Here is a 23,401-nt window from a genome sequence, read left to right on the forward strand (position 1 = left end):
CCCTGCCCGCCGCCCTCAAGGAGCCCTCAGTTCCCCGGTGCGGGGCTGCCCCACGCGGTGCCCGGCACGCTCTCCGGGTGCGTACGCACCTCTGCCGAGCAGGCGTAACGCTGCGGGTCGCCGTCGCCGGGACCGCCCAGCACCGCGGCGTGCGTGCGGCCCAGGGCGCCGCTCTCACCGAATGTGCACGCGAGCTGGGCGAGCGCGAAGGACGGCAGGTCCTCCGGCCGCACGCTCAGCCGCAGCGCCTCCTGCGGATCGCCCGCGCGCGGCCCGTTCACCTCCAGGTCTTCGGGCACCGCCGTACTGAACCCGGCCTCCTCCTCGACGGCCCCCGGCTGCTCCTGGAGCTCGTCCAGCAGGGCACGGGCCACCTGGAGGCGGTCGGCCGGCCGCTGCTTCGGATACGTCACGGTCCGCTCCACCGGCGCCAGCGTCGAGCTGCACACCAGATAGACGGTGACCGGGGAACTGTCCGGCTGGGCCGGGGCCACCGAGCCCGCAGGAACCTTGCAGCTGACGCGGGAGGGCGCGGCACCGGCGTCGACCGGTACGGACGTACCGCGGATGCCGCAGCTCGCGAGGGCCGGCACGAGGGCGGCCAGGGCGACGGCGGCCAGCGCGGCGGCCCGGGGGCGGGACCCGGGCCGGCGGCCGGACGGGGTGCGGGTGCTCCGGAGAAGCCAGGTCATCGGCGGTCACCGCCTTCCTTGCGGCGGGGGCCTGAGTCGGGGCCGGAGTCCGGGCCGGTGTCGGATGCGGAGCCGGGGTCGGGCGCGGAGCCGGAGCCCGTACCCGGGTCCGCGTCTTCCGCACGCTCCGATACGGCGGTCCCGTCCGACGCCTCCGGGGCCTTCGACGTCGGCGCCTTCGGCGTCTCCGACGCCTCCTGCGCGGACCCCTGTCCGTCCTCCTGCCCCTCCTCCGTCGCCCCTCCGGTCCCCATCGGCAGCCGCAGCGTGAAGACCGCGCCGCCCTCCGGCGAGTTCGCGGCGGTGATCTCGCCGCCGTGGATGTGCGCGTTCTCCAGGGCGATCGACAGGCCCAGGCCGCTGCCCTCCGACCGCGGCCGGGACGCGCTCGCCTTGTAGAAGCGGTCGAAGACGTGCGGCAGGACCTCCTGCGGGATGCCGGGGCCGTGGTCGCGTACCCGGATCAGCAGGTCCTCGCCGTCCGGTGTGGTCTCCGTCCGTACGGACACCCGGACCGGCGAGCCGCCGTGCTTGAGCGCGTTGCCGATGAGGTTGGCGAGGATGACGTCCAGGCGGCGCGGGTCCAGGCGGGCCACGATGCCGCGCTCGGCGTCCAGCTCGACCGCGTCCAGCCAGGCCCGCGCGTCGATGCACGCGGTCACCTGGTCCGCCACGTCCACGTCGTCCTGCACCAGCCGTGCCGTCCCCGCGTCGAAGCGGGTGACCTCCATCAGGTTCTCCACCAGGTCGTTCAGCCGCCGGGTCTCGCTGACCACCAGCTTCACCGCGGGCGCGATCATCGGGTCGAGGGAGTCCTCCTCTTCCTCCAGCACCTCGGTGACCGCGGTGATCGCCGTCAGCGGCGTGCGCAGCTCGTGCGACATGTCGGCGACGAAGCGGCGGGACGCCGCCTCCCGCCCGCTCAGCTCGGCCACCCGCTGCTCCAGCCGCTCGGCGGTGCGGTTGAAGGTGCGGGAGAGGTCGGCGAGCTCGTCGGTGCCGGTCACCCGCAGCCGGGTGTCCAGCCGTCCCTCGCCCAGCTGCCGGGCCGCGTGGCCCAGGCGCTGCACCGGCCGCAGCACGGTGGTCGCGGCGGCCTGCGCCAGCAGCGCCGAGCCGACCAGGGCGAGCGCGGTGGCGATGCCCAGCGACCAGGCCAGCGAGTTCAGGTCCTGGCGCTCGGTGGCCAGCGACTTGAGCATGTAGCCGGTCGGGCCGCCGCCGTTCATCCGGGCACCGGCGACCAGGTACGGGGTGTCGTGCAGCTCCTTGCGCTGCCAGTACATGTGGTACGGCACCCGGTTGCCGTCGTCGAGCGCGCGCTTCTCGTTGACCGCGGTCTGGAGCGACTGCGGCACCGTCTTGAGCGTGAAGAGGTCCTTGTCGGTGGTCGCGACGCACTGCCGGCCGTCAGCGCCGCGCGTGACGAGCAGTACGGCGTAGTTCTGCGGCCCGCCCGCCATCTGCCGTGCGGCGTCCTGAAGCTCCGCGCAGCGCGGGCGCAGCGGCAGCGAGCGGGTGCTGTCCTCCAGCGACTTGCGGAAGTCGTTGAGCGCGGAGTTCTGGGTGCGGTCCAGCACCGTGTTGCGGTTGAGCCAGTACGCGATGCCGGAGGCGGAGACCGCCGCGGTCAGCGCGACCAGCGCGAAGACGAAGACCAGCCGCAGCCGCAGACTGGTCCAGCGCAGCAGGCCGAGCGCCCGCACGCACCGTACGAGCAGCGAGGAGCGCTCCGGCCCGGACGTGCCCTCGTCGGCCGTGCCGTCGGCGGTCCGCTCCGTGTCGTCCGCCGTACGGCCGCCCGCGCGCCCGTCCGTACGTCCGGCACCCGTGCCGTCGGTGCCCGTACGGCCCCCCACGTCCCTGTCCTTCCTGTCCCTGCCCGGCCGGGCCGTGTCCCGCGGGCCGTCCGTACGGTCCGGGTCCGGACCGGTCGAGCGTTCGGTCACTGCGGGGTGTCCAGCCGGTAGCCGACACCGCGGACCGTACGGATCAAGGTCGGCGAGGACGGTACGTCCTCCACCTTCGCGCGCAGGCGCTGCACGCACGCGTCCACCAGCCGCGAGTCACCGAGGTAGTCGTGCTCCCACACCAGGCGCAGCAGCTGCTGCCGGGACAGCGCCTGGCCGGGGCGCCGGCTCAGCTCCAGCAGCAACCGCAGCTCGGTGGGTGTCAGTTGCAGATCCTCGCCGTTCTTGGTGACCGTCATCGCCGAGCGGTCGATGACCAGCGAGCCGAACGTCGCCGCGTCGTTGGACTCGCGCTCCCCGCGCCGCAGCACGGCCCGGATACGGGCGTCCAGCACCCGGCCCTGCACCGGCTTGACCACGTAGTCGTCCGCGCCCGACTCCAGCCCGACCACCACGTCGATGTCGTCGTTGCGCGCGGTCAGCAGGATGATGGGCAGCTGGTCCGTCCGCCTGATCCGCCGGCACACCTCGAAACCGTCGATGCCCGGCAGCATCACATCCAGCACGATCAGGTCCGGGCGCTGCTCGCGCAGCAGCTTCAGGCCGTCCTCGCCCGTCGCCGCGGTCACCACACGGTGACCCTGGCGGGACAGCGAGAGTTCGAGGGCCGTGCGGATGGCGTCGTCGTCCTCGATCAGCAACAGGAAAGGCACGTCGGCCATTCTGGCCCATGGGGGACCAGGACTTCGACCTGCGCGGTCCTGGCGCGGTGCCCGCACCCCCGGCCCGCCCCTGTGACAGGGCTGTGACAGACGGCGGACAGCGTCATGAAACTGCTCCGGCAGGCTTTTTCCCATCACGAACCGAAGCAAGCAGGGTCTACCGAACGGGGGCGCGCGATGAACACACTGCACAGCACCACGACCAGCGCAGTCATCACGCGTCTGCACGACATCGGCCGGACCACCGAGAAGTCCGGTGCCGTGGGCGGGCGGGGGTGCGCTCGCGGCACCGGGCGTCATCGCATTCCTTACATGGTCGCGATCGACGCGATGACGCAGCGCGACGGGGGGCGCGGAACCGACGGGGGAGACACCGGTTCCGCCGGGGGGACGGCGTACAGGGAAGGCACGGGGGAACGGCGCTCCGCGTCGCAGGCGGAGGAAACGGGGGACGCCGCCGCGGCGTTCACCGCCTACGTCCAGGAACGCCGCGCTTCCCTGTACGCCACCGCCTACCACCTGACCGGTGACCGCTTCGAGGCCGAGGACCTGCTGCAGAGCGCGCTGTTCTCGACCTACCGGGCGTGGGACCGGATCAGCGACAAGGCGGCGCTGGGGGGCTATCTGCGCCGCACGATGACCAATCTGCACATCAGCGCCTGGCGCCGCCGCAAGCTGAACGAGTACCCGACCGAGGAGCTGCCGGAGACGGCCGGTGACACGGATGCGATGCGCGGCACGGAGCTGCGCGCGGTGCTGTGGCAGGCGCTGGCCCGGCTGCCGGAGACGCAGCGCACGATGCTGGTGCTGCGCTACTACGAGGGCCGCACGGACCCGGAGATCGCGGACATCCTCGACATCAGTGTCGGCACGGTCAAGTCCAGCATCTGGCGCTCGCTGCGCCGGCTGCGCGAGGACGAGGCGCTCAGCCTCGGCCGTGACGAGCAGGAGTCCTTCGGCGAGCTGGTGGCCTGAGGGCGGGGAAGGGACGACGGGGGAGCGAGGAAGAGAGGGACCCGAGGGGGGATACGGGGGAAATCGGGGGATACGGGGGAGATGAGGAGCGGGTTCGGCCGGCCGGGGGGTACGGCGCGAATCCGCTCCTTCGCCGTTCACGGGGCCCGCGGTGTGCGGGCCCCGCGCTCCGTTCAGGCGCAGACTTCCGCGGTTTCCGCGACGGTGTGACCGGCCGCTGTGTCCGCGGTCCGCGCGGCCGCTATCCGCGCCAGCGCCTCCGGCTTGGCACACGGGTGGGCGCCCAGCGCGGTGTGCCGGGCGACGATGCCGCGTTCGGCGCGCAGCAGCCGCAGTCCGCGGCGCAGCAGGACCAGTACCGGCTTGCGGCCCTCGCGCAGGTCGCGGACCAGCCGCCGCCGGAAGGTCGTGGTGGGGCGGCCGCGCAGGCACAGCGCGTCGGCCAGCAGCCCGGCCGCGCGGCAGCGCTCCGCGATGTCCGCGGCGAAGACGCCCTCCGCGATGAACAAGGGCGCGTCCCCACGGTCCAGAACCGTTTCCCCGGTCCGCGCGCTGGCGGCGATGTCGTACACCGGTACGGCCGTACGCCCCGTACGGCACAGTTCCTCGATCGCGGCGACGGCGTCGTCCGCGTTCCACGAGAGCGGCGAGTCCCAGTCGGTGCCGCCGCCGTCGGGCAGCGCCGGCAGCGTCGGGTCCGCGTGCTCCTTGTAGAAGTCGTCGAGGTTGAGCACGGGCAGGCCGGTACGGGCGGCGAGGGACGACTTGCCGGAACCGGAGGGGCCGGTCAGCAGGACGACGCGGGCGGCGGGCGGCCGGGGCGAGGAGTGGGAGCTCACGGGGAGCCATTGTCGCGCATTGGGCCGTGAGGGTTACCCCGCGCGGCTGCGCTGGAACGTGCCCGCACCACTCAACTACGCTACGGAATCATTCGATTACGCACATATCGTTACTTCGTTCACGCACAGGCAGGTGGCACATGGCCTCACACGCACGTCCCCGGCGCCGGCGCCGCGTACCGCGTTCCGCCCTGCGCGTCGGGCTGGCGCTCTCGGTGGCCGGCACCGCCCTCGCGGCGGCCGGTGCGGCGCCGGCGGGCGCGGCGGCGCCCGGGCACGGCGACAAGGTCGCGCGGACCCGCCAGGCGGTGACGGGAGCGCTGCTGCACTCCTTGGCGGGCGGCGTCGGCCCGGTCAAGAAGCTCAAGCTGGACCCGCTGTCCGGGACCCCGGCGGACCCGCTGAACAACAAGATCGGCACCCAGATCGCCGACTTCAAGCCGCTGACCACGGGCCTGGTCACGGACCCGATCGCGGGCGGCGGCGCGCTGGAGGACCTGCCGCTGGCGGACAAGGCCGTGGGCCTGCTGCCCGGCTGAGGACGCCGGACACGGCGCGGAACGCGGTCCGCCCGCCCCCACGGACGGATGGGGACGGGCGGAAGCGTTTCGGCGCGGGGCCTGGGGGCCGGAGGGTCAGACGCCCATCGGGTGCCAGACGGTCTTGGTCTCCAGGAAGGTCAGCATCCGCTCCGTACCGGGGTCGGCGGCCCAGTCCGTGGCGCGCGGGCGCAGGACCCGCTTGAGGTTGTCGGCCGCGGCCGTCTCCAGCGCCTTGACCAGCTCCGCGTCGGCCGCGGCGCCCGCCAGGTCGATCGCGTTGACGTCCTGGTGCGCGGCCAGCGGCCCGCCCAGCTCGTTGACGCGGCCCGACAGGATGTTGACCACGCCGCCCGGCAGGTCGGAGGTGGCCAGCACCTCGCCCAGCGACAGCGCGGGCAGCGGCGACTTCTCGCTGGTGACGACCACGACCGTGTTGCCCGTGACGATCGCCGGGGCGATCACCGAGACCAGCCCGAGGAACGACGACTCCTGCGGCGCCAGCACGGCGACCACACCGGTCGGCTCCGGCGACGACAGGTTGAAGTACGGCCCGGCCACCGGGTTCGCGGCGCCCGCGATCTGGGCGACCTTGTCGGACCAGCCCGCGTACCAGACCCAGCGGTCGATCGCCGCGTCCACCTGCGCCGCCGCCTTGGCCTTCGACAGGCCCTCGGCGTCGGCGACCTCCGCGGCGAACTGCTCGCGGCGGCCCTCCAGCATCTCCGCGACGCGGTAGAGGATCTGGCCGCGGTTGTAGGCCGTGGCGCCGGACCAGCCGCCGAACGCCTTGCGGGCCGCGACCACGGCGTCCCGGGCGTCCTTGCGGGACGACAGGGGCGCGTTGGCGAGCCAGTTGCCCTTGGAGTCCGTCACCTCGTACACCCGCCCGCTCTCGGACCGGGGGAACGTGCCCCCGACGTACAGCTTGTAGGTCTTGAGAACGCTCAAGCGATCAGACATCGAGGTACGCCTCCAGACCGTGCCGGCCGCCCTCGCGGCCGAAGCCCGACTCCTTGTAGCCGCCGAACGGCGAGGCCGGGTCGAACTTGTTGAACGTGTTGGACCAGACGATGCCCGCCCGGAGCTTGTTCGCCATCCACAGGATGCGCGAGCCCTTCTCCGTCCAGACGCCCGCCGACAGCCCGTAGGGGGTGTTGTTGGCCTTGGCCACCGCCTCTTCCGGCGTACGGAAGGTCAGCACCGACAGCACCGGCCCGAAGATCTCCTCCTGGGCGATGCGGTGGGCCTGGGTGACGCCGGTGAACAGCGTCGGCGCGAACCAGTAGCCCGAATCGGGCAGTTCGCAGGCCGGGGCCCAGCGCTCGGCGCCCTCGGACTCCCCCGCGTCGGCCAGCGCCTTGATGCGGGCCAGCTGCTCGGCGGAGTTGATCGCGCCGATGTCGGTGTTCTTGTCCAGCGGGTCGCCGACGCGCAGCGTGCTCATCCGGCGCTTGAGCGCCGCCAGCAGCTCGTCCTGCACGGACTCCTGCACCAGCAGGCGCGAGCCCGCGCAGCACACATGGCCCTGGTTGAAGAAGATGCCGTTGACGATGCCCTCGACGGCCTGGTCGATCGGCGCGTCGTCGAAGACGATGTTCGCGGCCTTGCCGCCCAGCTCCAGGGTGAGCTTCTTGTCCGTACCGGCGACGGTACGGGCGATGGCCTTGCCGACCTCGGTGGAGCCGGTGAACGCCACCTTGTTCACGTCCGGGTGCGCGACCAGTTCGGCGCCGGTCGAGCCGTCACCGGTGAGGATGTTGACGACACCCTTCGGCAGGCCCGCCTGGCGGCAGATGTCCGCGAAGAACAGCGCGGACAGCGGGGTGGTCTCGGCGGGCTTGAGGACGACGGTGTTGCCGCAGGCCAGCGCCGGGGCGATCTTCCACGCCAGCATCAGCAGCGGGAAGTTCCACGGGATGACCTGGCCCGCCACGCCCAGCGGCTTCGGGTCGGCGCCGTAGCCCGCGTGGCCGAGCTTGTCGGCCCAGCCCGCGTAGTAGAAGAAGTGCGCGGCGACCAGCGGCAGGTCCGAGTCGCGGGACTCGCGGATCGGCTTGCCGTTGTCCAGCGACTCCAGGACCGCCAGCTCGCGCGAGCGCTCCTGGATGAGGCGGGCGATACGGAAGAGGTACTTGGCGCGCTCGGCGCCGGGCAGCGCCGACCACTTCTCGAACGCCTTGCGGGCGGCCTTGACGGCGCGGTCCACGTCCTCGGCGGACGCCTGGGCGACCTCGGAGAGGACCTCCTCGTTCGCGGGCGAGACGGTCTTGAAGACCTTGCCGCCGGCCGCGTCGGCGAACTCGCCGTCGATGAACAGGCCGTAGGACGGCGCGATGTCGACGACGGCGCGCGACTCGGGCGCCGGTGCGTATTCAAAGCTCATCGGTTCAGTCCACCGTGACGTAGTCGGGGCCGGAGTAGCGGCCGGTGCCCAGCTTCTGGCGCTGCATCAGCAGGTCGTTGAGCAGGCTGGAGGCGCCGAAGCGGAACCAGTCGGCGGTCAGCCACTCCTCGCCCAGCGTCTCGTTGACCATGACCAGGTACTTCATGGCGTCCTTGGTCGTACGGATGCCGCCGGCCGGCTTCACACCGACCTGTACCCCGGTCGCGGCGTGGAAGTCGCGGACGGCCTCCAGCATCAGCAGGGTCACCGGCGGGGTGGCGTTGACCGCGACCTTGCCGGTCGAGGTCTTGATGAAGTCGGCGCCCGCCAGCATCGCGAGCCAGGAGACCCGGCGCACGTTGTCGTACGTCTGGAGCTCGCCGGTCTCGAAGATGACCTTCAGGTGGGCGTACGAGCCGTCCTCGCGGCGGCACGCCTCCTTGACCTGCTTGATCTCCTCGAAGACGGACAGGTACCGGCCGGACAGGAAGGCGCCCCGGTCGATCACCATGTCGATCTCGTCGGCGCCGGCCGCGACCGCGTCCCGGGTGTCGGCCAGCTTCACGGGCAGCGCGGCCCGCCCCGCCGGGAAGGCGGTGGCGACGGAGGCGACGTGGATGCCGGAACCGGCCAGCGCTTCCTTGGCCGTCGCCACCATGTCCGGGTAGACGCAGATCGCGGCGACCTTGGGGGTGCCGCGGTCGGTGGGATCGGGGTTGATCCCCTTGGCGCACAGGGCCCGGACCTTGCCCGGGGTGTCCGCTCCTTCGAGCGTCGTCAGGTCGATCATCGAGATGGCGAGATCGATGGCGTACGCCTTCGCCGTGGTCTTGATCGAGCGGGTGCCGAGGGTCGCGGCGCGGGCCTGGAGGCCGACCGCGTCGACGCCCGGGAGGCCGTGCAGGAAGCGGCGCAGCGCACCGTCGGAAGCGGTCACGTCCGCCATCGACGCCAGACGCCCCGCGGCTTCCTTGCCGTATGCGGGAACAGTGGTGGGCATGGTCACGAGGGGAGCATATCTACGCGCGTAGCTGCATGTCACCCCCTCCGCGGGGCGGGGTTGGTGCGGCGGTGGGGAGAATTCCGTTTTTTGCGGCGCGGTCGGGCGATACCGGACAGTTGGCCTTCCGCGGTACGGCCGTTACGCACCGGGCATCGGGCGGTCACGGCCCGTCCGTACGTTACGTCCCACCGCTACCGCCGGACCCTCGCGGCCCCACCCGTCCGGGAGGCGGCATGCGATGTCTTCGTCGATCCAGTCCGGCACGACCAGTCAGTGATGGGATTCCCGCATGTCTGCATTAGTTCCGCGCCACCGTACGATCCTGCGCACCGCGGCGGCCTGCGCCGCCGTGACCGCCGCCGTCCTCGGGCCGGTGAGCGGCGCGTTCGCCGCCGCTCCGGCCAAGAGCGCGGCGGCCTCCGCATACACCCAGGTCCGCGGGGAGGCGGACGGTGGCGGCACCTACGTCCGTACGGTGAAGGTGGCGGACGGTAGCTCCGTCGTCAAGATCTATCGAATGGGCCCCGGCCACTACCGCGCGGACGGCTTCTTCGACGACGGCCAGTCGTTCGGCTCCATCGAGGCGACCCCCGCCGAGCCCTACGATGCCGGCAACCTCAACGGAATGATCATCACGCTCTCCTCGAAGGGCGAGGTGGCCTCCTGGTTCGCGAAGGCCCGCCCGACCGGCCCGCACAACGAAACGCTCGCCGACGGGAAGACCGTCGTCCAGGTGACCGAACTCGGTGACCAGCATTACCGGGCGGTCCTGGTCGACAAGGACGGGCGCACGCTCGGCACCATGGAGGTCGACGGCGAGGCGAAGTTCCGCGCGGCGACCAAGGTCGGCTCCCTGTGGGCCGTACTGGAGACCGACGGCGGCGTGACCTCGTACGTCGCGCGCTGAGTCGGGCGGTACGCCGAAAGTGGGCGTTTCGTAGCGTAATTCGAGCGGTCCGCCGGTTTCCGGCGGGCCGCTTCGCGCGCGTGCGGGCGCGTCTGTAACAGGTGCGCCGGGGAGTGATGGATTTCTGTGGGGTGGCCGTTACACAACCACGGACGGCCTGTCACAGCCGTCACCTACCTTTTTCCATGCCGCACCGCACCGCAGCACCTTCCGGCCCCACCTGTAGAGGACGGCGGATGTGGTCTCGTCGCCGAACGACCGACCCTCCAACGGGAGTTACCCATGACCGTACTGACCGCCCGCCGCGCCCTGCGCACCGCCGTCGCGTCCGCAGCGCTGGGGGCCGCCGTGCTCGGCCCGGTCTCCGGCGCGTTCGCCGCCTCGCCCGTGACCGCCGGGGCCGCCGCCGCGAAGCCCGCCTCCGACGGCGCCGGCCGGTACGCGGGACAGCCGGTCTCCATCGGCAGGGGCATGGTGGCCGTGCTGCGCAACGTGCCCTCGGCGGGCGGCCCCGAGGCGTGGATCCGTTACGTCGGCCCGCAGTGGAAGCCCGGTGACTGGTACATGCTCCGGGTGCTCGACGTCCTCGACCGCAGCCACACCTCCGCGCAGGTCAAGGGCCTGTCCCTGCGCCTGACCGGCGTCTCGGGCACATCGCCGAAGCTGCACGTCAGCGGCGGCGGCAGCGGCACGCGGACCTTCGCGCTGCCGAAGTCCGGCGGCAAGGGGACCAGCGGCAAGGGGTCCGGCGGGCACGGCGCCGTGCAGACCGCCCGCACGTCCGGCGGCACCGCCTCCGACGCCCGCAGGAGCTGCTCCATCACCCGCCGGGTGGCCATCGGCGGCGGCACCCTCGCCGCCATGACCAACAGCTCCAAGGGGCCCAGGGTGACGTTCGAGGACGGTCCGGGCAACGCGGTGCCGGGCGCCTTCCTCGACCGTACGCACCCGACCCTGGCCCGCTACGGCGCGAAGATCGTCAGCCCGTACAGCGCCCGCCCCACGTTCCGCTTCAAGATGCAGGGCGGCAGCTACCCGCCCGGTTACGCCAACTTCCCCACGCTGCCCAAGGGCTGCGTGCCGGCCGCGAAGCCCGGCAAGGGCAGTGCCCCCGGTGGCACGCACGCCGTCAAGGCCACCGAGAGCAAGCGCCCGGCCCCCACCGGCTCGCAGGCCGCCCCGACCGGCACCCAGACCAAGACGCTGCCCAAGGGCGCTGTGGCCGCCGGTTACGACGCTCCGGAGGCGCCGGACACCACCCCGCTGTTCGCGGCGGGCGGCGCGTTCGCCGCGGCCGGTGCCGCGGGCGTCGTCTTCGCGGTGCGCCGCCGCCGGCAGTCCGAGGGCTCGTGGTGCTGAGCGGGCGCCCCGCGGGGCGCCGGGCGGACCGCCTGCTGACGGCGGCCTGCGTGCTCCTCCTGGCGCTCGGCGGCGTACTCCTCGCCCGCGGCGCCCTGGGCGGCGGCGCCCCCTCCGTGGCGCCTGCCGTCCACGTCGCGAACACCAGCGCCCCCACCGCGGGCCCGCGCACCCCGGCTCCGGCCGCGCTGCCCGCCGCCCGGCCCGTACGCGTCCGCATCCCGGCCGCGGGCGTGAACACCGGCCCGGTCCTGGACCTGGGCCTGGCCCCGGACGGCACGGTCGAGGTGCCGTCCGTGCGCCAGGCCGGCCGCATCGGCTGGTACGACCGGGGCGTCACCCCCGGCGAGACCGGCCCCGCCGTCCTCATAGGCCACTACGACACCGTCGAAGGACCGGCCGTATTGAAGGACGTGGGCCGCATCCGCGTCGGCGACCGGATCTACGTCGACCGCGCGGACGGCCGTACCGCGGTCTTCGCCGTCCGCGCGCTCCAGCAGGTGGACAAGAAGGACTTCCCCACCCAGCGGGTCTACGGCGACACCGACCGGCCCGAGCTGCGCGTGGTGACCTGCGGCGGCGCCCTGGTCGGCGGCCACCGGCCGGACAACATCGTGGTCTACGCCGAACTGGTGGCGGCCTGAGACGCACCCGGGGAGCGGAGCGTACGAATGATGCCGTAACGCAATGTCCGGCATCCGGACGCTCAGGCACAATCGGCAGCATGACGAGCCCGGAACAGTCCTCCCCGCAGCAGCACGCGGACCGCAGCTACCGCTCGCCCGCCGGTCTCGCCGGCGGCGTGCTGCTGCTCGCGCTCGCCGCCTGGCTGGGCGGCGACGCGCTGGTGCGCGGCGCGGCGCACACCAAGCTGCTGGCGGTGGCCGGGCTGCTGTTCGCGGTGCCGCTGGTGGCCGCCTTCACGCTGCGCCCGCTGGTGCGCGCGGGCGCGGACCGGCTGGTGGTGCGCAACCCGTTCCGTACGGTCACGCTGCCCTGGGCGGCGGTCGAGGACCTGCGGGCGTCGTTCTCCAGCGAGGTCTTCACGACGGACGGCTCGAAGTACCAGCTCTGGTCGATCCCCGTGTCGCTGCGGCAGCGCAAGAAGGCCAACCGGCAGGCGGCGCGCGCTGCCGGACGCCCGGACCACCACGACCCGCACCTGGGCCAGGCCCCGGCCGCGCCCCCGCCGCGCGCCACCGCCGACCGGGCCCTCGACGAGCTGCGGGAGCTGCGCGAGCGTGGCGCCAAGCGGGAGAGCGCGCAGGGCACGCCGGTGGTGAAGTGGGCCTACGAGGTGATCGTGCCGTGCGTGGTGGGCGCGCTGGCACTGGTGGTGCTCATCGCGCTCTGAAGGTCATAGCGCGCCCCGGTACGTCAGCAGCATGTACGCGCCGAAGTAGGCCGATGCCAGGGCGGCGACCGACAAGCACAGCAGGGCGGTCCGGCGGCGGGCGCGGGCGAGGGCCAGAGCCAGGGGGAGCAGGAGCGGGAAGCCGGGCAGCAGGAAGCGGGCCCGGGGGAAATAGACGCCGCCGCTGCCCAGGACGACCACCAGGAGCACGCCGCTGAAGACCAGGAGCGGCAGCGACCGGTGGCCGGACAGGCACAGCAGGAACAGCACCACCGACATGATCAGCACCAGCGACACCACCACCAGGTAGAGCTGTGGGTGCGACTGGTGGACGAGGGTGGCCCGCAGCGCGCGCAGCGTCTCCTTGCCGCCGTCCCACTCGTTGCGCCACTGCCGCTGGACCGCGAAGTAGCCGTCCGCGCGCCCCAGCCGTACGCCCACCCACCCGACGTAAGCGAGCCAGCCGAGCGGCGCCAGCACCGCGCCGAGGACGATCCGGCGAATCCGGTTGCGGTCCGGGTCCGAGGGCATGGGCGCGGGGCCGGCACGGCGCAGGTGCCACAGGGCCGCGACGGCGCCGGCGCAGACCGCCGCGACGAGCGCCACGCCGGTGGGCCGGGTGAGCCCGGCGAGCAGGCAGAGCGCTCCGGCCGTGACCCAGCGGTCGGTCAGCACGGCGTACAGCGACCACGCCACCAGCGCGGTGAACAAGGACTCCGTATAGCCCATCCACTGGACGGCGGCGACCGGCGTGGCACCCCACAGGACGGCCAGTACGGTGCCCGCCCGGCGTCCGTGCAGGTGCTCGCCCACCGCGTAGATCCCCCACGCGGCGAGCAGCGAGCAGCCGACCGCGACGAGCAGCCCGATGGTCGCGCGGGAGCCCGGCGTCACGCCCGCGACGGCCTTGACGACCACCGGGTAGAGCGGGAAGAAGGCGAGGTTGCACGCGTCGAACCGGCTCGGGTCGAGGGAGGCCGCGTAACCGTGGTCGGCGATCCCCGTGTACCAGCGCGAATCCCACCGGTTGGCCAGCAGCGGCCACAGCCCGTGGTGCTGGAGGTGCGCCCACTTCATCAGCACGCAGGTGCCCAGCAGGCGTACCGCGAGGTAGCCGAGCAGCGCGGGCCCGGCACGGTGCAGCAGCCCGCGCAGCGTGCGTCCGGGGGAGGGGCGGGGAGCGGGGGCCGTTGCCGGGGCGGTGGGGGCGGCCGTGCCGGTCGCGGTCGGGAACACTGCGGCAACTCCTGGAAGGGCTGGGCAGGTTGTCGGACCAGACCAGCGTGTCCCGGAGTGCGGGCGGTGGCGGGGGCGCGCTGCGGCAGGTGCAGTACGACTGTCACCCGTACGGGAAAGCGGAGCGGGCCCCGGAACCTCTCGGTCCCGGGGCCCGCCACACGTACGCGGTCGGGTCAGATGCCCGCCGCTGCCGACAGATCGGCCTTGATGGCGGCGAGTACCTCGTCGGCCTTGGCGCGGGCCGCGGCCAGCCCCTGCGCGTCGGCGACCGGCACCACGACCTCCAGGTAGCACTTCAGCTTGGGCTCGGTACCGCTGGGCCGGACCACCACCCGGCCGCCCTCGACGCCGTCCTGCTCCGCGCCCGCGAGGTAGTAGCGCAGGCCGTCGGTGGGCGGCAGCGTGTCCGTCCCCTGGGAGAGGTCGTCGGAGGACGACACGGCCAGGCCCGCCAGCGCGGCCGGCGGCTGCTCGCGCAGCCGGCGCATGGCGTCGGCGATCAGCGACAGGTCCTCGACGCGGACGGAGAGCTGGTCGGTGGCGTGCAGGCCGAATTCCAGCGCCAGGTCGTCCAGCAGGTCACCGAGCGTACGGCCGGACTGCTTCAGCTCGGCGGCCAGCTCGGTGATCAGCAGGGCGGCGGTGATGCCGTCCTTGTCGCGGACGCCCTCGGGGTCGACGCAGTAGCCCAGCGCCTCCTCGTAGGCGTACCGCAGGCCGTCCACGCGGGCCAGCCACTTGAAGCCGGTCAGCGTCTCCTCGTACGGGAGCGAGGCCCCGGCGGCGATCCGCGACATCAGCGTGGACGACACGATCGTGGTGGCGAAGGTGCCGGACGCCTGCTTGCCGACCAGATGCGCGGCCAGCAGCGCGCCGACCTCGTCCCCGCGCAGCATGCGCCAGCCGGCCTCGGTACCGGGGGCCGGTACGGCGACGGCGCAGCGGTCCGCGTCCGGGTCGTTGGCGATGACGATGTCCGGGCCGACGGAGCGCGCCGTGGCGAAGGACAGGTCCATCGCGCCCGGCTCCTCCGGGTTGGGGAAGGCCACGGTCGGGAAGTCCGGGTCCGGCTCCGCCTGCTCGGCGACCACGGTCGGCGCCGGGAACCCGGCCCGCGCGAAGGCGGCCACCAGCACGTCCCGGCCGACGCCGTGCATCGGCGTGTAGACCACCTGCGTGTCGCGCGGCGAGCCCGGCGTGAGCACCGCGTCCGTACGGGCCAGGTACGCCTGGAGGACGTCCTCGCCCAGCACCTCCCAGCCCTCCTCGGGCCGCGGTACGTCGTTCAGCGACCGCACCGCCGCGATGCGCTCGGCGATCTGCCCGTCGGCGGGCGGCACGATCTGCGAGCCGTCGCCCAGGTACACCTTGTAACCGTTGTCGCGGGGCGGGTTGTGGCTGGCGGTGACCTCGACGCCCGCGACGGCGCCCAGGTGCCGTATGGCGAAGGCCAGTACGGGGGTCGGCAGCGGACGCGGCAGCACCGCGGCGCGCAGCCCGGCGCCCACCATCACGGCCGCGGTGTCCCGCGCGAAGTCGGCGCTCTTGTAGCGCGCGTCGTACCCGATGACGACCAGGCCCCCGGCCTGGCCCTGGTCCTTCAGATAAGCGGCCAGCCCGGCCGCCGCGCGGATGACGACGGCGCGGTTCATCCGCATCGGGCCCGCGCCCAGCTCACCGCGCAGCCCGGCGGTGCCGAACTGCAGGGTGCCCGCGAACCGGGCCGCCAGCTCGTCCAGGTCCTCCGCGTCGATGAGCTTGCCCAGCTCTTCGCGGGTTTCGAGGTCGGGGTCCTCGGCCTGCCATGCCTTCGCCCGGCTGATCAGCTCCGCGGGATCGGTTGCCACGTGATGCTCCTGCCTCTGGTTGCGGTGGTGGGGGGAAGCGCTCGGCGCGTTAACGCTTACCCACTCCGCGCGATGGTTCGACCGGCGGGCGCACGGCCGCGCGCGCCGCACCGGGCGGCCGGGGTGGCCCGGCCTTGCGCGTACGGGCGCCGCGGGGCACCCGTACGGCGTACGGGGCGTCCGTGAACGCCCCGTACTTCTGCTTGCGTGTCGCTGGGACCGCTGCTGCCGCGGCGCTCAGAGCTTGTCGAGCACCTGGGCGAGCAGGCTGCCCATGCGGGTCGCGGAGTCGCGGCCGGCCTGGAGGACCTCTTCGTGGTTGAGGGGCTCGCCGGTCATGCCCGCGGCGAGGTTCGTCACCAGGGACAGCCCGAGCACCTCGGCGCCGGCCTCGCGGGCGGCGATCGCCTCCAGGACGGTGGACATGCCGACCAGGTCCGCGCCCATGGTGCGCAGCATCTTGATCTCGGCCGGGGTCTCGTAGTGCGGGCCGGGGAGCTGGGCGTAGACACCCTCCTCCAGCGTCGCGTCGACCTCCTTGCACAGCTCGCGCAGGCGCGGCGAGTACAGGTCGGTCAGGTCGACGAAGCGGGCGCCGACGATCGGGGAGGTGGCGGTCAGGTTCAGGTGGTCGCTGATCAGGACCGGCTGGCCGGGGCGCATGCCGTCACGCAGGCCGCCGCACCCGTTGGTGAGCACCACGGTCTTGCAGCCGGCCGCGGCGGCGGTACGGATGCCGTGCACGACGGGGGCCACACCGCGGCCCTCGTAGTAGTGCGTACGGCCGAGGAAGACCAGGGCCCGCTTCTCGCCGATCTTGTACGAGCGGAACTTGCCGCCGTGGCCCGCGACGGCCGGCGCCGGGAAGCCGGGCAGCTCGGTGACCGGGAATTCGTGCTCGGGGGTGCCCAGGGCCTCGGCCGCCGGTGCCCAGCCGGAGCCCATCACCAGGGCGACGTCGTGGGTCTCGGCGCCGGTCAGCTCACGGAGGCGGGCGGCGGCGTCGGCGGCGGCGCCCTGCGGGTCGCGCGCGATGTCCGGGGTAACAGATGCGTTCACGCGGACGAGGGTAGCCGGTAATTGCCTACGCGCGTAGATGTCCCGGCCGACGGCATCCGGGGGATCTGTTCGTAGTTCTCTACGAAGGGCCTCAGCAGGGCCGCTTCCGCAGCTCCATCACATAGTCGTGCGGCGCCCCGGCCGACTCCGCCGCGTCCGCGATCTCGCCGAGGTAGCGGGCGGAGGGCAGGCCGCCCTCGTAGCCGTTGAGGACGTACAGCCAGGCGGCCTCGTCGCCGTCAAGGGTGTGCACCCGTACCCGCATCCGGCGGTAGATGTCCATGCCCACACCCTCCCAGCGGTCCAGGGACTCCTCGTCCATGGACGCGATGTCGTAGAGGGCGACGAAGACCTGCGAGCGGGGGGCCTCGACGATCGTCGGGAGCGCTCCCTCCCAGCCCATCTGCTCCCCGCCGAACGTCAGCCGCCAGCCGTTGAGCCAGCCCGTGCCGCGCAGCGGCGAGTGCGGGGCGCGGCGGGTCATCAGCCGCGCGTCGAGGTTGCCGGCGTACGCGGCGTAGAGCGACATGGTTCCGAGGGTACGGGAGGTCAGGGGGTGCGCTCGTGGTACTCGGGGTTCGAACGGCGGCCCCCGGGGGGTAACCCGGCGCGGGCGTACGGGACAATGGAGTACGTGACTCGGATCGTGATCATCGGTGGCGGACCCGGCGGATACGAGGCGGCCCTGGTGGGCGCCTCTCTCGGCGCGGAGGTGACCGTCGTCGACTGCGACGGCCTGGGCGGGGCGTCGGTGCTGACCGACTGCGTCCCGTCCAAGACCCTCATCGCGACGGCCGAGGTGATGACCACCTTCGACTCGTCGTACGACGAGCTGGGCATCATCGTCGAGGACGACACCCCGCCGGTCGACCGCCCCGCGCGCGTCGTCGGCGTGGATCTCGGCAAGGTCAACCGGCGCGTGAAGCGCCTGGCGCTCGCCCAGTCGCATGACATCACCGCCTCCGTCACCCGGGCGGGTGGCCGCGTGCTGCGCGGCCGCGGCCGGCTGGAGCCGGGCCAGTCCCCGGACGGCTCGCGCACGGTCACCGTCACCGCCGCGGACGGCACGGAGGAGACGCTCACCGCGGACGCCGTGCTGATCGCGACCGGCGCCCACCCGCGCGAGATCCCGGACGCGCAGCCGGACGGCGAGCGCATCCTGAACTGGACGCAGGTCTACGACCTCGACGAGCTGCCGGAAGAGCTGATCGTGGTCGGCTCCGGCGTCACCGGCGCCGAGTTCGCCGGCGCCTACCAGGCGCTCGGCTCCCGCGTCACCCTCGTCTCCTCCCGCGACCGGGTGCTCCCGGGCGAGGACCCGGACGCCGCCGCCGTCCTGGAGGATGTCTTCCGCCGCCGCGGTATGAACGTGATGGCGCGGTCCCGGGCCGCCTCCGCCAAGCGGGTGGGGGACCGTGTCGAGGTCACCCTGTCGGACGGCCGTACGATCACCGGCTCGCACTGCCTGATGGCGGTCGGCTCCATCCCGAACACCGCGGGCATCGGGCTCGAAGAGGCCGGCGTACGCCTGAAGGAGTCCGGCCACATCTGGACGGACAAGGTCTCGCGCACCTCGGCCCCCGGCGTCTACGCGGCGGGCGACTGCACCGGCGTCCTCGCGCTGGCCTCCGTGGCCGCGATGCAGGGCCGGATCGCGATGTACCACTTCCTCGGCGACGCGGTGACCCCGCTCAACCTCAAGGCCGTCTCCGCGAACGTCTTCACCGACCCGGAGATCGCCACCGTCGGTTACAGCCAGGCGGACGTGGACGCGGGCCGTATCGACGCCCGGGTCGTCAAGCTGCCGCTGCTGCGCAACCCGCGCGCGAAGATGCAGGGCATCCGCGACGGCTTCGTGAAGCTGTTCTGCCGTCCCGGCACCGGCATCGTCGTGGGCGGTGTGGTGGTCTCGCCGCGCGCCAGCGAGCTGATCCACCCGATATCGATCGCGGTCGACAACAACCTGACGGTGGAGCAGATCGCCAGCGCGTTCACCGTCTATCCGTCGCTGTCCGGTTCGATCGCCGAGGTCGCGCGGCAGCTGCACACGCGCAAGATGTCCAGCGAGTAGCACCGGCGGGCCCGAAGAGAACCGAAATAGAACCGAACAGGTCGCGGCCAACGGGATGAACGGGTCGCGGTCCGTTCGGTCCCGCGGGCCCGGGGAAGGCCCCCGGGCGTGCGGCGGGCGGCCCGTCCGCGCGCGTGTTCCCCGTACCTCCCGGCGCCGGAAGTCCCCGGGGAGCGCCGGTTCGTGGCACTCTTGTGTCACTGCGTGACCGGCCACCGGCATATACCACGTGCGAGGGTCGGGAACGAACAACTTCCGTTAATTGGTGCAACCTGCTGAAAGCAGACGGTCGTTGGCGTTACTGTCAGTTTCGTGTTCGCTGCAGAACGTCGCCAACTGATCCTCGAAATGGTGCGGGCGAACGGAGCGGTGTCGCTCCGTGAGCTCGCCCGCGTCGTCCAGACCTCCGAAGTAACCGTACGGCGGGACGTGCGGGCGCTGGAGGCAGAAGGACTGCTCGACCGCCGGCACGGCGGTGCGGTCTTGCCGGGCGGGTTCGCCCGGGAGTCCGGCTTCCCACAGAAATCCCATCTAGCGACCGCGGAGAAGACGGCCATCGCCGATCTCGCCGCCGGCTTCGTCGAAGAAGGCGAGGCCATCGTGGTCGGCGCCGGAACCACCACGCAGGAGCTGGCCCGCCGGCTCGCGCGGGTGCCCGGTCTGACCGTGGTCACCAACTCCCTCCTGGTCGCCCAGGCGTTGGCGCACGCCAACCGGGTCGAGGTCGTGATGACCGGCGGCACCCTGCGCGGCTCGAACTACGCGCTGGTCGGCAGCGGGGCCGAACAGTCGCTCCAGGGGCTGCGGGTCTCCCGCGCCTTCCTCTCCGGCAGCGGCCTGACCGCCGAGCGCGGCCTGTCCACGTCCAACATGCTCTCCGCGAGCGTGGACCGGGCGCTGGTGCAGGCCGCGGCGGAGGTCGTGGTCCTCGCCGACCACACCAAGCTCGGTACGGACACCATGTTCCAGACGGTGCCCACGGACGTGATCACCCGGCTGGTGACCGACGAGCCCCCGGGGCACGACGACCGGGCCGCGACCGAGCTGCAGGCGCTGGCCGACCAGGGCGTGCAGATCTCGGTGGCGGGCGGTCCCGGCGCCGGCGCGGGAGCCGGCCAGCCGGCATCGGAGGTGGTGGCGGCGGACCGCCGCGGTCCACGCCGGGACGTACCGCTGCCCGGTCAGCGGCGCAATCTGGCTCCGGGCGGCGGTGGTTCCGGGCCGCAGCTGCGGACGGCCGCGCCGCTGGCCGAGCCGCCGGGCGGCCGGGTCGCCGATCTGGCGCCCCGCCGCCGCTGAAGAGGTGCCGGCACGCGCGTACGGCCGTGCCGGCACCGCCCGACGACGGGCGGCCGGACGACACCATCCGGCCCGCTCACCCCTTCTCGGGCCGCAGCCCCGTCAGCGTCAGCGTGAGCAGCCGGTCGGCCAGACCCGGGTCGTCCGGTGACTCCTCCACGGCCAGTGCGATGCCGTTGGTGAGCTGCATCAGATCGCTGATGTTCACATCGGTCCGTACGGCGCCCGCCTCCTGCGCGCGGCTGAGCAGTTCGCCGCCCGCCTCGCGCATCGGGACGCTGCACCGCGACAGCCCGGAGGTGGCGTCGCCCGGCGCGGCCATCAGCGCCCGCGACAGCCCGCGGTAGGTGCTGGCGTGCGCGATGATCGCGCGCAGCCACTCGACGAGCGCCGCGCATGGGTGCGGCGCGTCGCTCAGTTCCCTGGCGTGCGCCAGCAGCGCGTCCACCTCGCCCTGGAACACGGCGCCCATCAGGGCCGTCCGGTTGGGGAAGTGCCGGTAGAGGGTGCCGATCCCCACGCCCGCGCGCCGTGCGATGTCCTCCAGCGAGGTGTCCGTCCCATGGTCCGTGAAGGCCGTACGGGCCACCGCCAGCAGCCGCTCGTAGTTGCGGCGCGCGTCGGCACGCATGGGTCGTACGGATTCCTGCCCTGCCGTCTCGGTCACCATCGCCGTCCTCGCCGTCCTCCCTGAGCGCGGCCCTCCACCGGACCGGTGTCCCCAGGATGCCACTGCCCCCACGGCGGGGGCCTTCGGACCAGTGCCGCGCCCGGCCGCCCGGCCGGGTCCGGCGCGCGGGGTGGACGGGAGACGGCCCGCAGGTGACGGGGAGGGAAGGGGGCGTGGGCGCCTTGGGGAACAAGTGCGCACGGTGGCAACGACGCGCCCCAGGGAGGCATCAAACCTGGCGCAATGGGCTCTGCGGAGACCGTCGGAACGCGTGCGGGAACACCTGGGGAAGCAATGGAACTGACCAGCCGATCGCTGTTGTACACCATGATCGCGGTCGCCGTGGTGTGCGTGGGACTCACGCTCTGGCAGTGGCCGCGCTTCGCCAAGAAGGGGCCGCTGGCCTGGCTGGGCCGGATCGGGTCCATCCTGGCCACACAGCTGTCCATCGTCGCCGCGCTCGGCCTCGTCGTGAACGCCAACTTCCAGTTCTACGGTTCCTGGCACGAACTCCTCGGCCTGTACGACGACGCCCCGGGCGCGGTCGCCAAGTGGGGCGACGGGGAAGCGGGCCCGGCCGGCGACCCGTCGAAGGGCCTCGTGCAGCCCGCCGGGGCCGAGGGCCTGGACAAGGTGCACGGCCTCCCCAAGGGAGCGCCCGACAAGGTCGGCCGGGTGGAGTCCGTACGGATCGTGGGCAAGCGCACCAAGGCCGTGGACCCGGCGTACGTCTACCTGCCGCCGCAGTACTTCCAGAAGCAGTACGAACGCCAGCGCTTCCCCGTCGTCGTCGCGATCAGCGGCTACCCGGGCGGCCACTACCTGCTGGCCCAGCACCTGCGGGTGACGCAGACCGCCGGCGACCTGATCGCCAGGGGCAAGATGCAGCCCACCGTGATCGTCATGCTGCGGCCCACCATCGCGCCGCCGCGCGACACCCAGTGCGTGGACGTGCCGGGCGGCCCGCAAGCGGAAACGTTCTTCGCGAGCGATCTGCCCACCGCGCTCAAGGAGCACTACCGGGTCGGGCACGACCCGGGCGGCTGGGGCGTGCTCGGCTACTCGTCCGGCGGCAGCTGCGCCCTCCAGCTGACCATGCGGCACCCCGGCACGTACACCTCGGCGGCGGCCCTCTCGCCCGACTACAAGGTCACCAGCGACCCCACCACCGGCAACCTCTTCGGTGACGACAAGGACCGCGCCAAGCGCAAGCGGGAGCACGACCTGATGTGGCGGCTGGCGCACCTGCCCGCGCCGCAGGTGTCGGTGCTGATCGGCACCAGCCGGGAGGGCGAGAAGAACTACCCGGCGGCGAAGGAGTTCCTGAGCGCGGTCAAGCCGCCGATGAAGGCCGAGTCGATCATCCTCGACCAGGGCAGCCACAACTTCGCCACTTGGCGGCGCGAACTGCCCGCCGCGCTCCAGTGGATGGGCCGGCAGCTGACGTTCCCGCAGGACGTGGTGGGCACTTCGTGAGCCGGTGACCCGGCGGGGCGTGCCCCCGCCGGTCCGAACCGGCGTTACACGGTGCCCGTCGCGCCGAAGGCGGCCGCGTGCTCGGCGGCCCACTCGGCGAAGGTACGGGCGGGACGGCCGGTGACCTTCTCGACGGTGTCGACGACCGTACGGCCCACCTCCGGCGTGTTCCCGTACATCTCCAGCAGGAAGCCGATCACGTCCTCCGGCCGGCCGGCGGCCCGCCACTGCGCGACGGCCTGCTCGCGGGTGAGCTCGACCAGGGATATCTCCCGGCCGCGGGCGGCGGCGAGGACGGCCACCTTGTCGCCGACGGTCAGCAGCTCCGGCCCGGTGATCACGTACTCCCGGCCCGCGTGGCCCTCCTCGGTGAGAGCGACCGCGGCGACGGCGCCGATGTCGCCCTCGTGCACCATGGCGCTCGGCCGGTCGGCGAACGGCTCGCGGACCTCGTCCGCGTCCACGATGCCCGGCGCCCACTCCAGGGCGTTGGACATGAACTCGACCGGCATCAGGACGGTCCAGTCCACCCCGTCGTCGGCCCGCACCGCGTCCTCCAGGGGGGAGGGGCCGCCGCCGTGCAGCACGGTGACGCGGCGTACGCCGGCCGCGCGGGCCAGCTCCAGGATGCGCGGGCCGGTCTCCAGCGGGGCGAAGAAGGCCCCGCCGAAGGTGATCAGGTGGAGGCCGGTGACCCCTTCCAGGGCCGGTACGAGGCTGTCGGGGTCGGTCAGGTCGCCCCGTACGGCCTCGACGCCCGCCGGGAAGTCCGCCTTGGCGGGGTCGCGGGTGAGGGCGCGGACCGCGTGGCCGCGGGCGAGCAGTTCGGCGACGACCTGGCGGCCGACGGTTCCGGTGGCGCCGGTGACAAGGACTTTCTGCGTTTCCGTCATGGCTGGACCATAGGAAGCGATGCGGACGACTTCTGTCCGCGAGGGCGGGGCGGGCGTCACCGTTTTCCGGCATGGGAGAGCGCGGGTTCCCGGCGCAGAAAAACGGCGCGGGGTCCGTGGCACTCATGCGCCACGGACCCCGCGCCGACGGCCGGGAGGGA

22 protein-coding genes are annotated in these 23,401 nt (G+C 72.9%); 9 read left to right on the forward strand and 13 right to left on the reverse strand.

Annotated elements, in window-relative coordinates; genetic code table 11:
* Positions 1–26: 26 nt before the first annotated feature.
* The 3 genes from ADK86_RS34430 to afsQ1 all read right to left on the reverse strand — a co-directional run bounded on the left by ADK86_RS34430 (position 27) and on the right by afsQ1 (position 3,315).
* Positions 27–692 (reverse strand): hypothetical protein, encoded by a 666-nt coding sequence (locus tag ADK86_RS34430; protein ID WP_078952451.1) that lies wholly within the window; start codon positions 690–692, stop codon positions 27–29.
* Positions 689–2,398: an ATP-binding protein gene (locus tag ADK86_RS34435; protein WP_420718900.1), complete on the reverse strand. Its 1,710-nt coding sequence runs from the start codon at positions 2,396–2,398 to the stop codon at positions 689–691. Before ADK86_RS34435 ends, ADK86_RS34430 begins: the two co-directional genes overlap by 4 nt.
* Before the next feature lie 239 nt (positions 2,399–2,637).
* The gene (gene afsQ1 / locus ADK86_RS34440; RefSeq protein WP_004571966.1) at positions 2,638–3,315 is read right to left on the reverse strand and encodes a two-component system response regulator AfsQ1; all 678 of its coding nucleotides are present in this window, start codon (positions 3,313–3,315) and stop codon (positions 2,638–2,640) included.
* A 186-nt stretch (positions 3,316–3,501) separates the two neighbouring features.
* Here afsQ1 and ADK86_RS34445 point away from each other — a divergent pair, with 186 nt between their 5' ends.
* Entirely contained in the window at positions 3,502–4,299 is a 798-nt protein-coding gene (locus ADK86_RS34445; protein ID WP_030641237.1) for a SigE family RNA polymerase sigma factor, read from the forward strand.
* 173 nt (positions 4,300–4,472) lie between these two features.
* On the opposite strand, the gene ADK86_RS34450 is transcribed toward ADK86_RS34445, so the two are convergent.
* On the reverse strand, positions 4,473–5,138 hold the full coding sequence (locus tag ADK86_RS34450; protein WP_053700145.1) for a uridine kinase family protein: 666 nt from the start codon (positions 5,136–5,138) through the stop codon (positions 4,473–4,475).
* A gap of 140 nt (positions 5,139–5,278) precedes the next feature.
* Between ADK86_RS34450 and ADK86_RS34455 the strand changes: the two genes are divergently transcribed.
* Positions 5,279–5,677, forward strand: a complete 399-nt coding sequence (locus ADK86_RS34455; RefSeq protein ID WP_053700146.1) for a hypothetical protein — start codon at positions 5,279–5,281, stop codon at positions 5,675–5,677.
* A 96-nt stretch (positions 5,678–5,773) separates the two neighbouring features.
* On the opposite strand, the gene ADK86_RS34460 is transcribed toward ADK86_RS34455, so the two are convergent.
* Genes ADK86_RS34460 through deoC form a run of 3 tightly spaced genes read right to left on the reverse strand, consistent with a single transcriptional unit; the run spans position 5,774 to position 9,063 of the window.
* Complete coding sequence (locus ADK86_RS34460) at positions 5,774–6,640, reverse strand: aldehyde dehydrogenase family protein (RefSeq protein WP_053700147.1); 867 nt, start codon at positions 6,638–6,640, stop codon at positions 5,774–5,776.
* Positions 6,633–8,063: an aldehyde dehydrogenase family protein gene (locus ADK86_RS34465; RefSeq protein WP_053700148.1), complete on the reverse strand. Its 1,431-nt coding sequence runs from the start codon at positions 8,061–8,063 to the stop codon at positions 6,633–6,635. Before ADK86_RS34465 ends, ADK86_RS34460 begins: the two co-directional genes overlap by 8 nt.
* Positions 8,064–8,067: 4 nt before the next feature.
* The gene (gene deoC / locus ADK86_RS34470; RefSeq protein ID WP_199834528.1) at positions 8,068–9,063 is read right to left on the reverse strand and encodes a deoxyribose-phosphate aldolase; all 996 of its coding nucleotides are present in this window, start codon (positions 9,061–9,063) and stop codon (positions 8,068–8,070) included.
* Between the two features lie 292 nt (positions 9,064–9,355).
* On the opposite strand from deoC, the gene ADK86_RS34475 reads away from it, so the two are divergent.
* From ADK86_RS34475 to ADK86_RS34490, 4 genes are all read left to right on the forward strand, one after another.
* Entirely contained in the window at positions 9,356–9,973 is a 618-nt protein-coding gene (locus ADK86_RS34475; protein ID WP_159394026.1) for a hypothetical protein, read from the forward strand.
* Between the two features lie 282 nt (positions 9,974–10,255).
* Positions 10,256–11,332, forward strand: coding sequence for a hypothetical protein (locus ADK86_RS34480; RefSeq protein ID WP_053700151.1), 1,077 nt, complete (start codon positions 10,256–10,258; stop codon positions 11,330–11,332).
* Positions 11,323–11,976, forward strand: a complete 654-nt coding sequence (locus tag ADK86_RS34485; protein ID WP_078952452.1) for a class F sortase — start codon at positions 11,323–11,325, stop codon at positions 11,974–11,976. The genes ADK86_RS34480 and ADK86_RS34485 overlap by 10 nt, the downstream gene beginning before the upstream one ends.
* An 80-nt stretch (positions 11,977–12,056) precedes the next feature.
* The gene (locus ADK86_RS34490; protein ID WP_053700152.1) at positions 12,057–12,686 is read left to right on the forward strand and encodes a PH domain-containing protein; all 630 of its coding nucleotides are present in this window, start codon (positions 12,057–12,059) and stop codon (positions 12,684–12,686) included.
* A gap of 3 nt (positions 12,687–12,689) precedes the next feature.
* On the opposite strand, the gene ADK86_RS34495 is transcribed toward ADK86_RS34490, so the two are convergent.
* From ADK86_RS34495 to ADK86_RS34510, 4 genes are all read right to left on the reverse strand, one after another.
* Entirely contained in the window at positions 12,690–13,922 is a 1,233-nt protein-coding gene (locus ADK86_RS34495) for a hypothetical protein (protein ID WP_053700153.1), read from the reverse strand.
* A 176-nt stretch (positions 13,923–14,098) separates the two neighbouring features.
* Entirely contained in the window at positions 14,099–15,772 is a 1,674-nt protein-coding gene (locus ADK86_RS34500) for a phospho-sugar mutase (RefSeq protein ID WP_053700154.1), read from the reverse strand.
* A 237-nt stretch (positions 15,773–16,009) separates the two neighbouring features.
* Positions 16,010–16,831: a purine-nucleoside phosphorylase gene (locus tag ADK86_RS34505; protein WP_003981906.1), complete on the reverse strand. Its 822-nt coding sequence runs from the start codon at positions 16,829–16,831 to the stop codon at positions 16,010–16,012.
* Between the two features lie 91 nt (positions 16,832–16,922).
* Positions 16,923–17,360, reverse strand: coding sequence for a gamma-glutamylcyclotransferase (locus ADK86_RS34510; protein WP_003981907.1), 438 nt, complete (start codon positions 17,358–17,360; stop codon positions 16,923–16,925).
* A 96-nt stretch (positions 17,361–17,456) separates the two neighbouring features.
* Between ADK86_RS34510 and ADK86_RS34515 the strand changes: the two genes are divergently transcribed.
* Together ADK86_RS34515 and ADK86_RS34520 are read left to right on the forward strand one after the other, a co-directional pair.
* On the forward strand, positions 17,457–18,902 hold the full coding sequence (locus ADK86_RS34515) for an NAD(P)H-quinone dehydrogenase (protein WP_053700155.1): 1,446 nt from the start codon (positions 17,457–17,459) through the stop codon (positions 18,900–18,902).
* Positions 18,903–19,214: 312 nt separating this feature from the next.
* Positions 19,215–20,201, forward strand: a complete 987-nt coding sequence (locus ADK86_RS34520; protein ID WP_078952453.1) for a DeoR/GlpR family DNA-binding transcription regulator — start codon at positions 19,215–19,217, stop codon at positions 20,199–20,201.
* A gap of 76 nt (positions 20,202–20,277) precedes the next feature.
* On the opposite strand, the gene ADK86_RS34525 is transcribed toward ADK86_RS34520, so the two are convergent.
* Complete coding sequence (locus ADK86_RS34525; RefSeq protein ID WP_030586700.1) at positions 20,278–20,832, reverse strand: TetR/AcrR family transcriptional regulator; 555 nt, start codon at positions 20,830–20,832, stop codon at positions 20,278–20,280.
* Between the two features lie 333 nt (positions 20,833–21,165).
* Here ADK86_RS34525 and ADK86_RS34530 point away from each other — a divergent pair, with 333 nt between their 5' ends.
* Entirely contained in the window at positions 21,166–22,347 is a 1,182-nt protein-coding gene (locus ADK86_RS34530) for an alpha/beta hydrolase (RefSeq protein ID WP_053700157.1), read from the forward strand.
* 44 nt (positions 22,348–22,391) lie between these two features.
* Here the strand turns inward: ADK86_RS34530 and ADK86_RS34535 are convergent, their stop codons facing one another.
* Positions 22,392–23,240, reverse strand: a complete 849-nt coding sequence (locus ADK86_RS34535; RefSeq protein WP_053700158.1) for an NAD(P)H-binding protein — start codon at positions 23,238–23,240, stop codon at positions 22,392–22,394.
* Between the last annotated feature and the right edge of the window lie 161 nt (positions 23,241–23,401).

The organism is Streptomyces sp. NRRL F-5755 (genome assembly GCF_001279365.1).
Lineage (GTDB): Bacteria > Actinomycetota > Actinomycetes > Streptomycetales > Streptomycetaceae > Streptomyces > Streptomyces rimosus.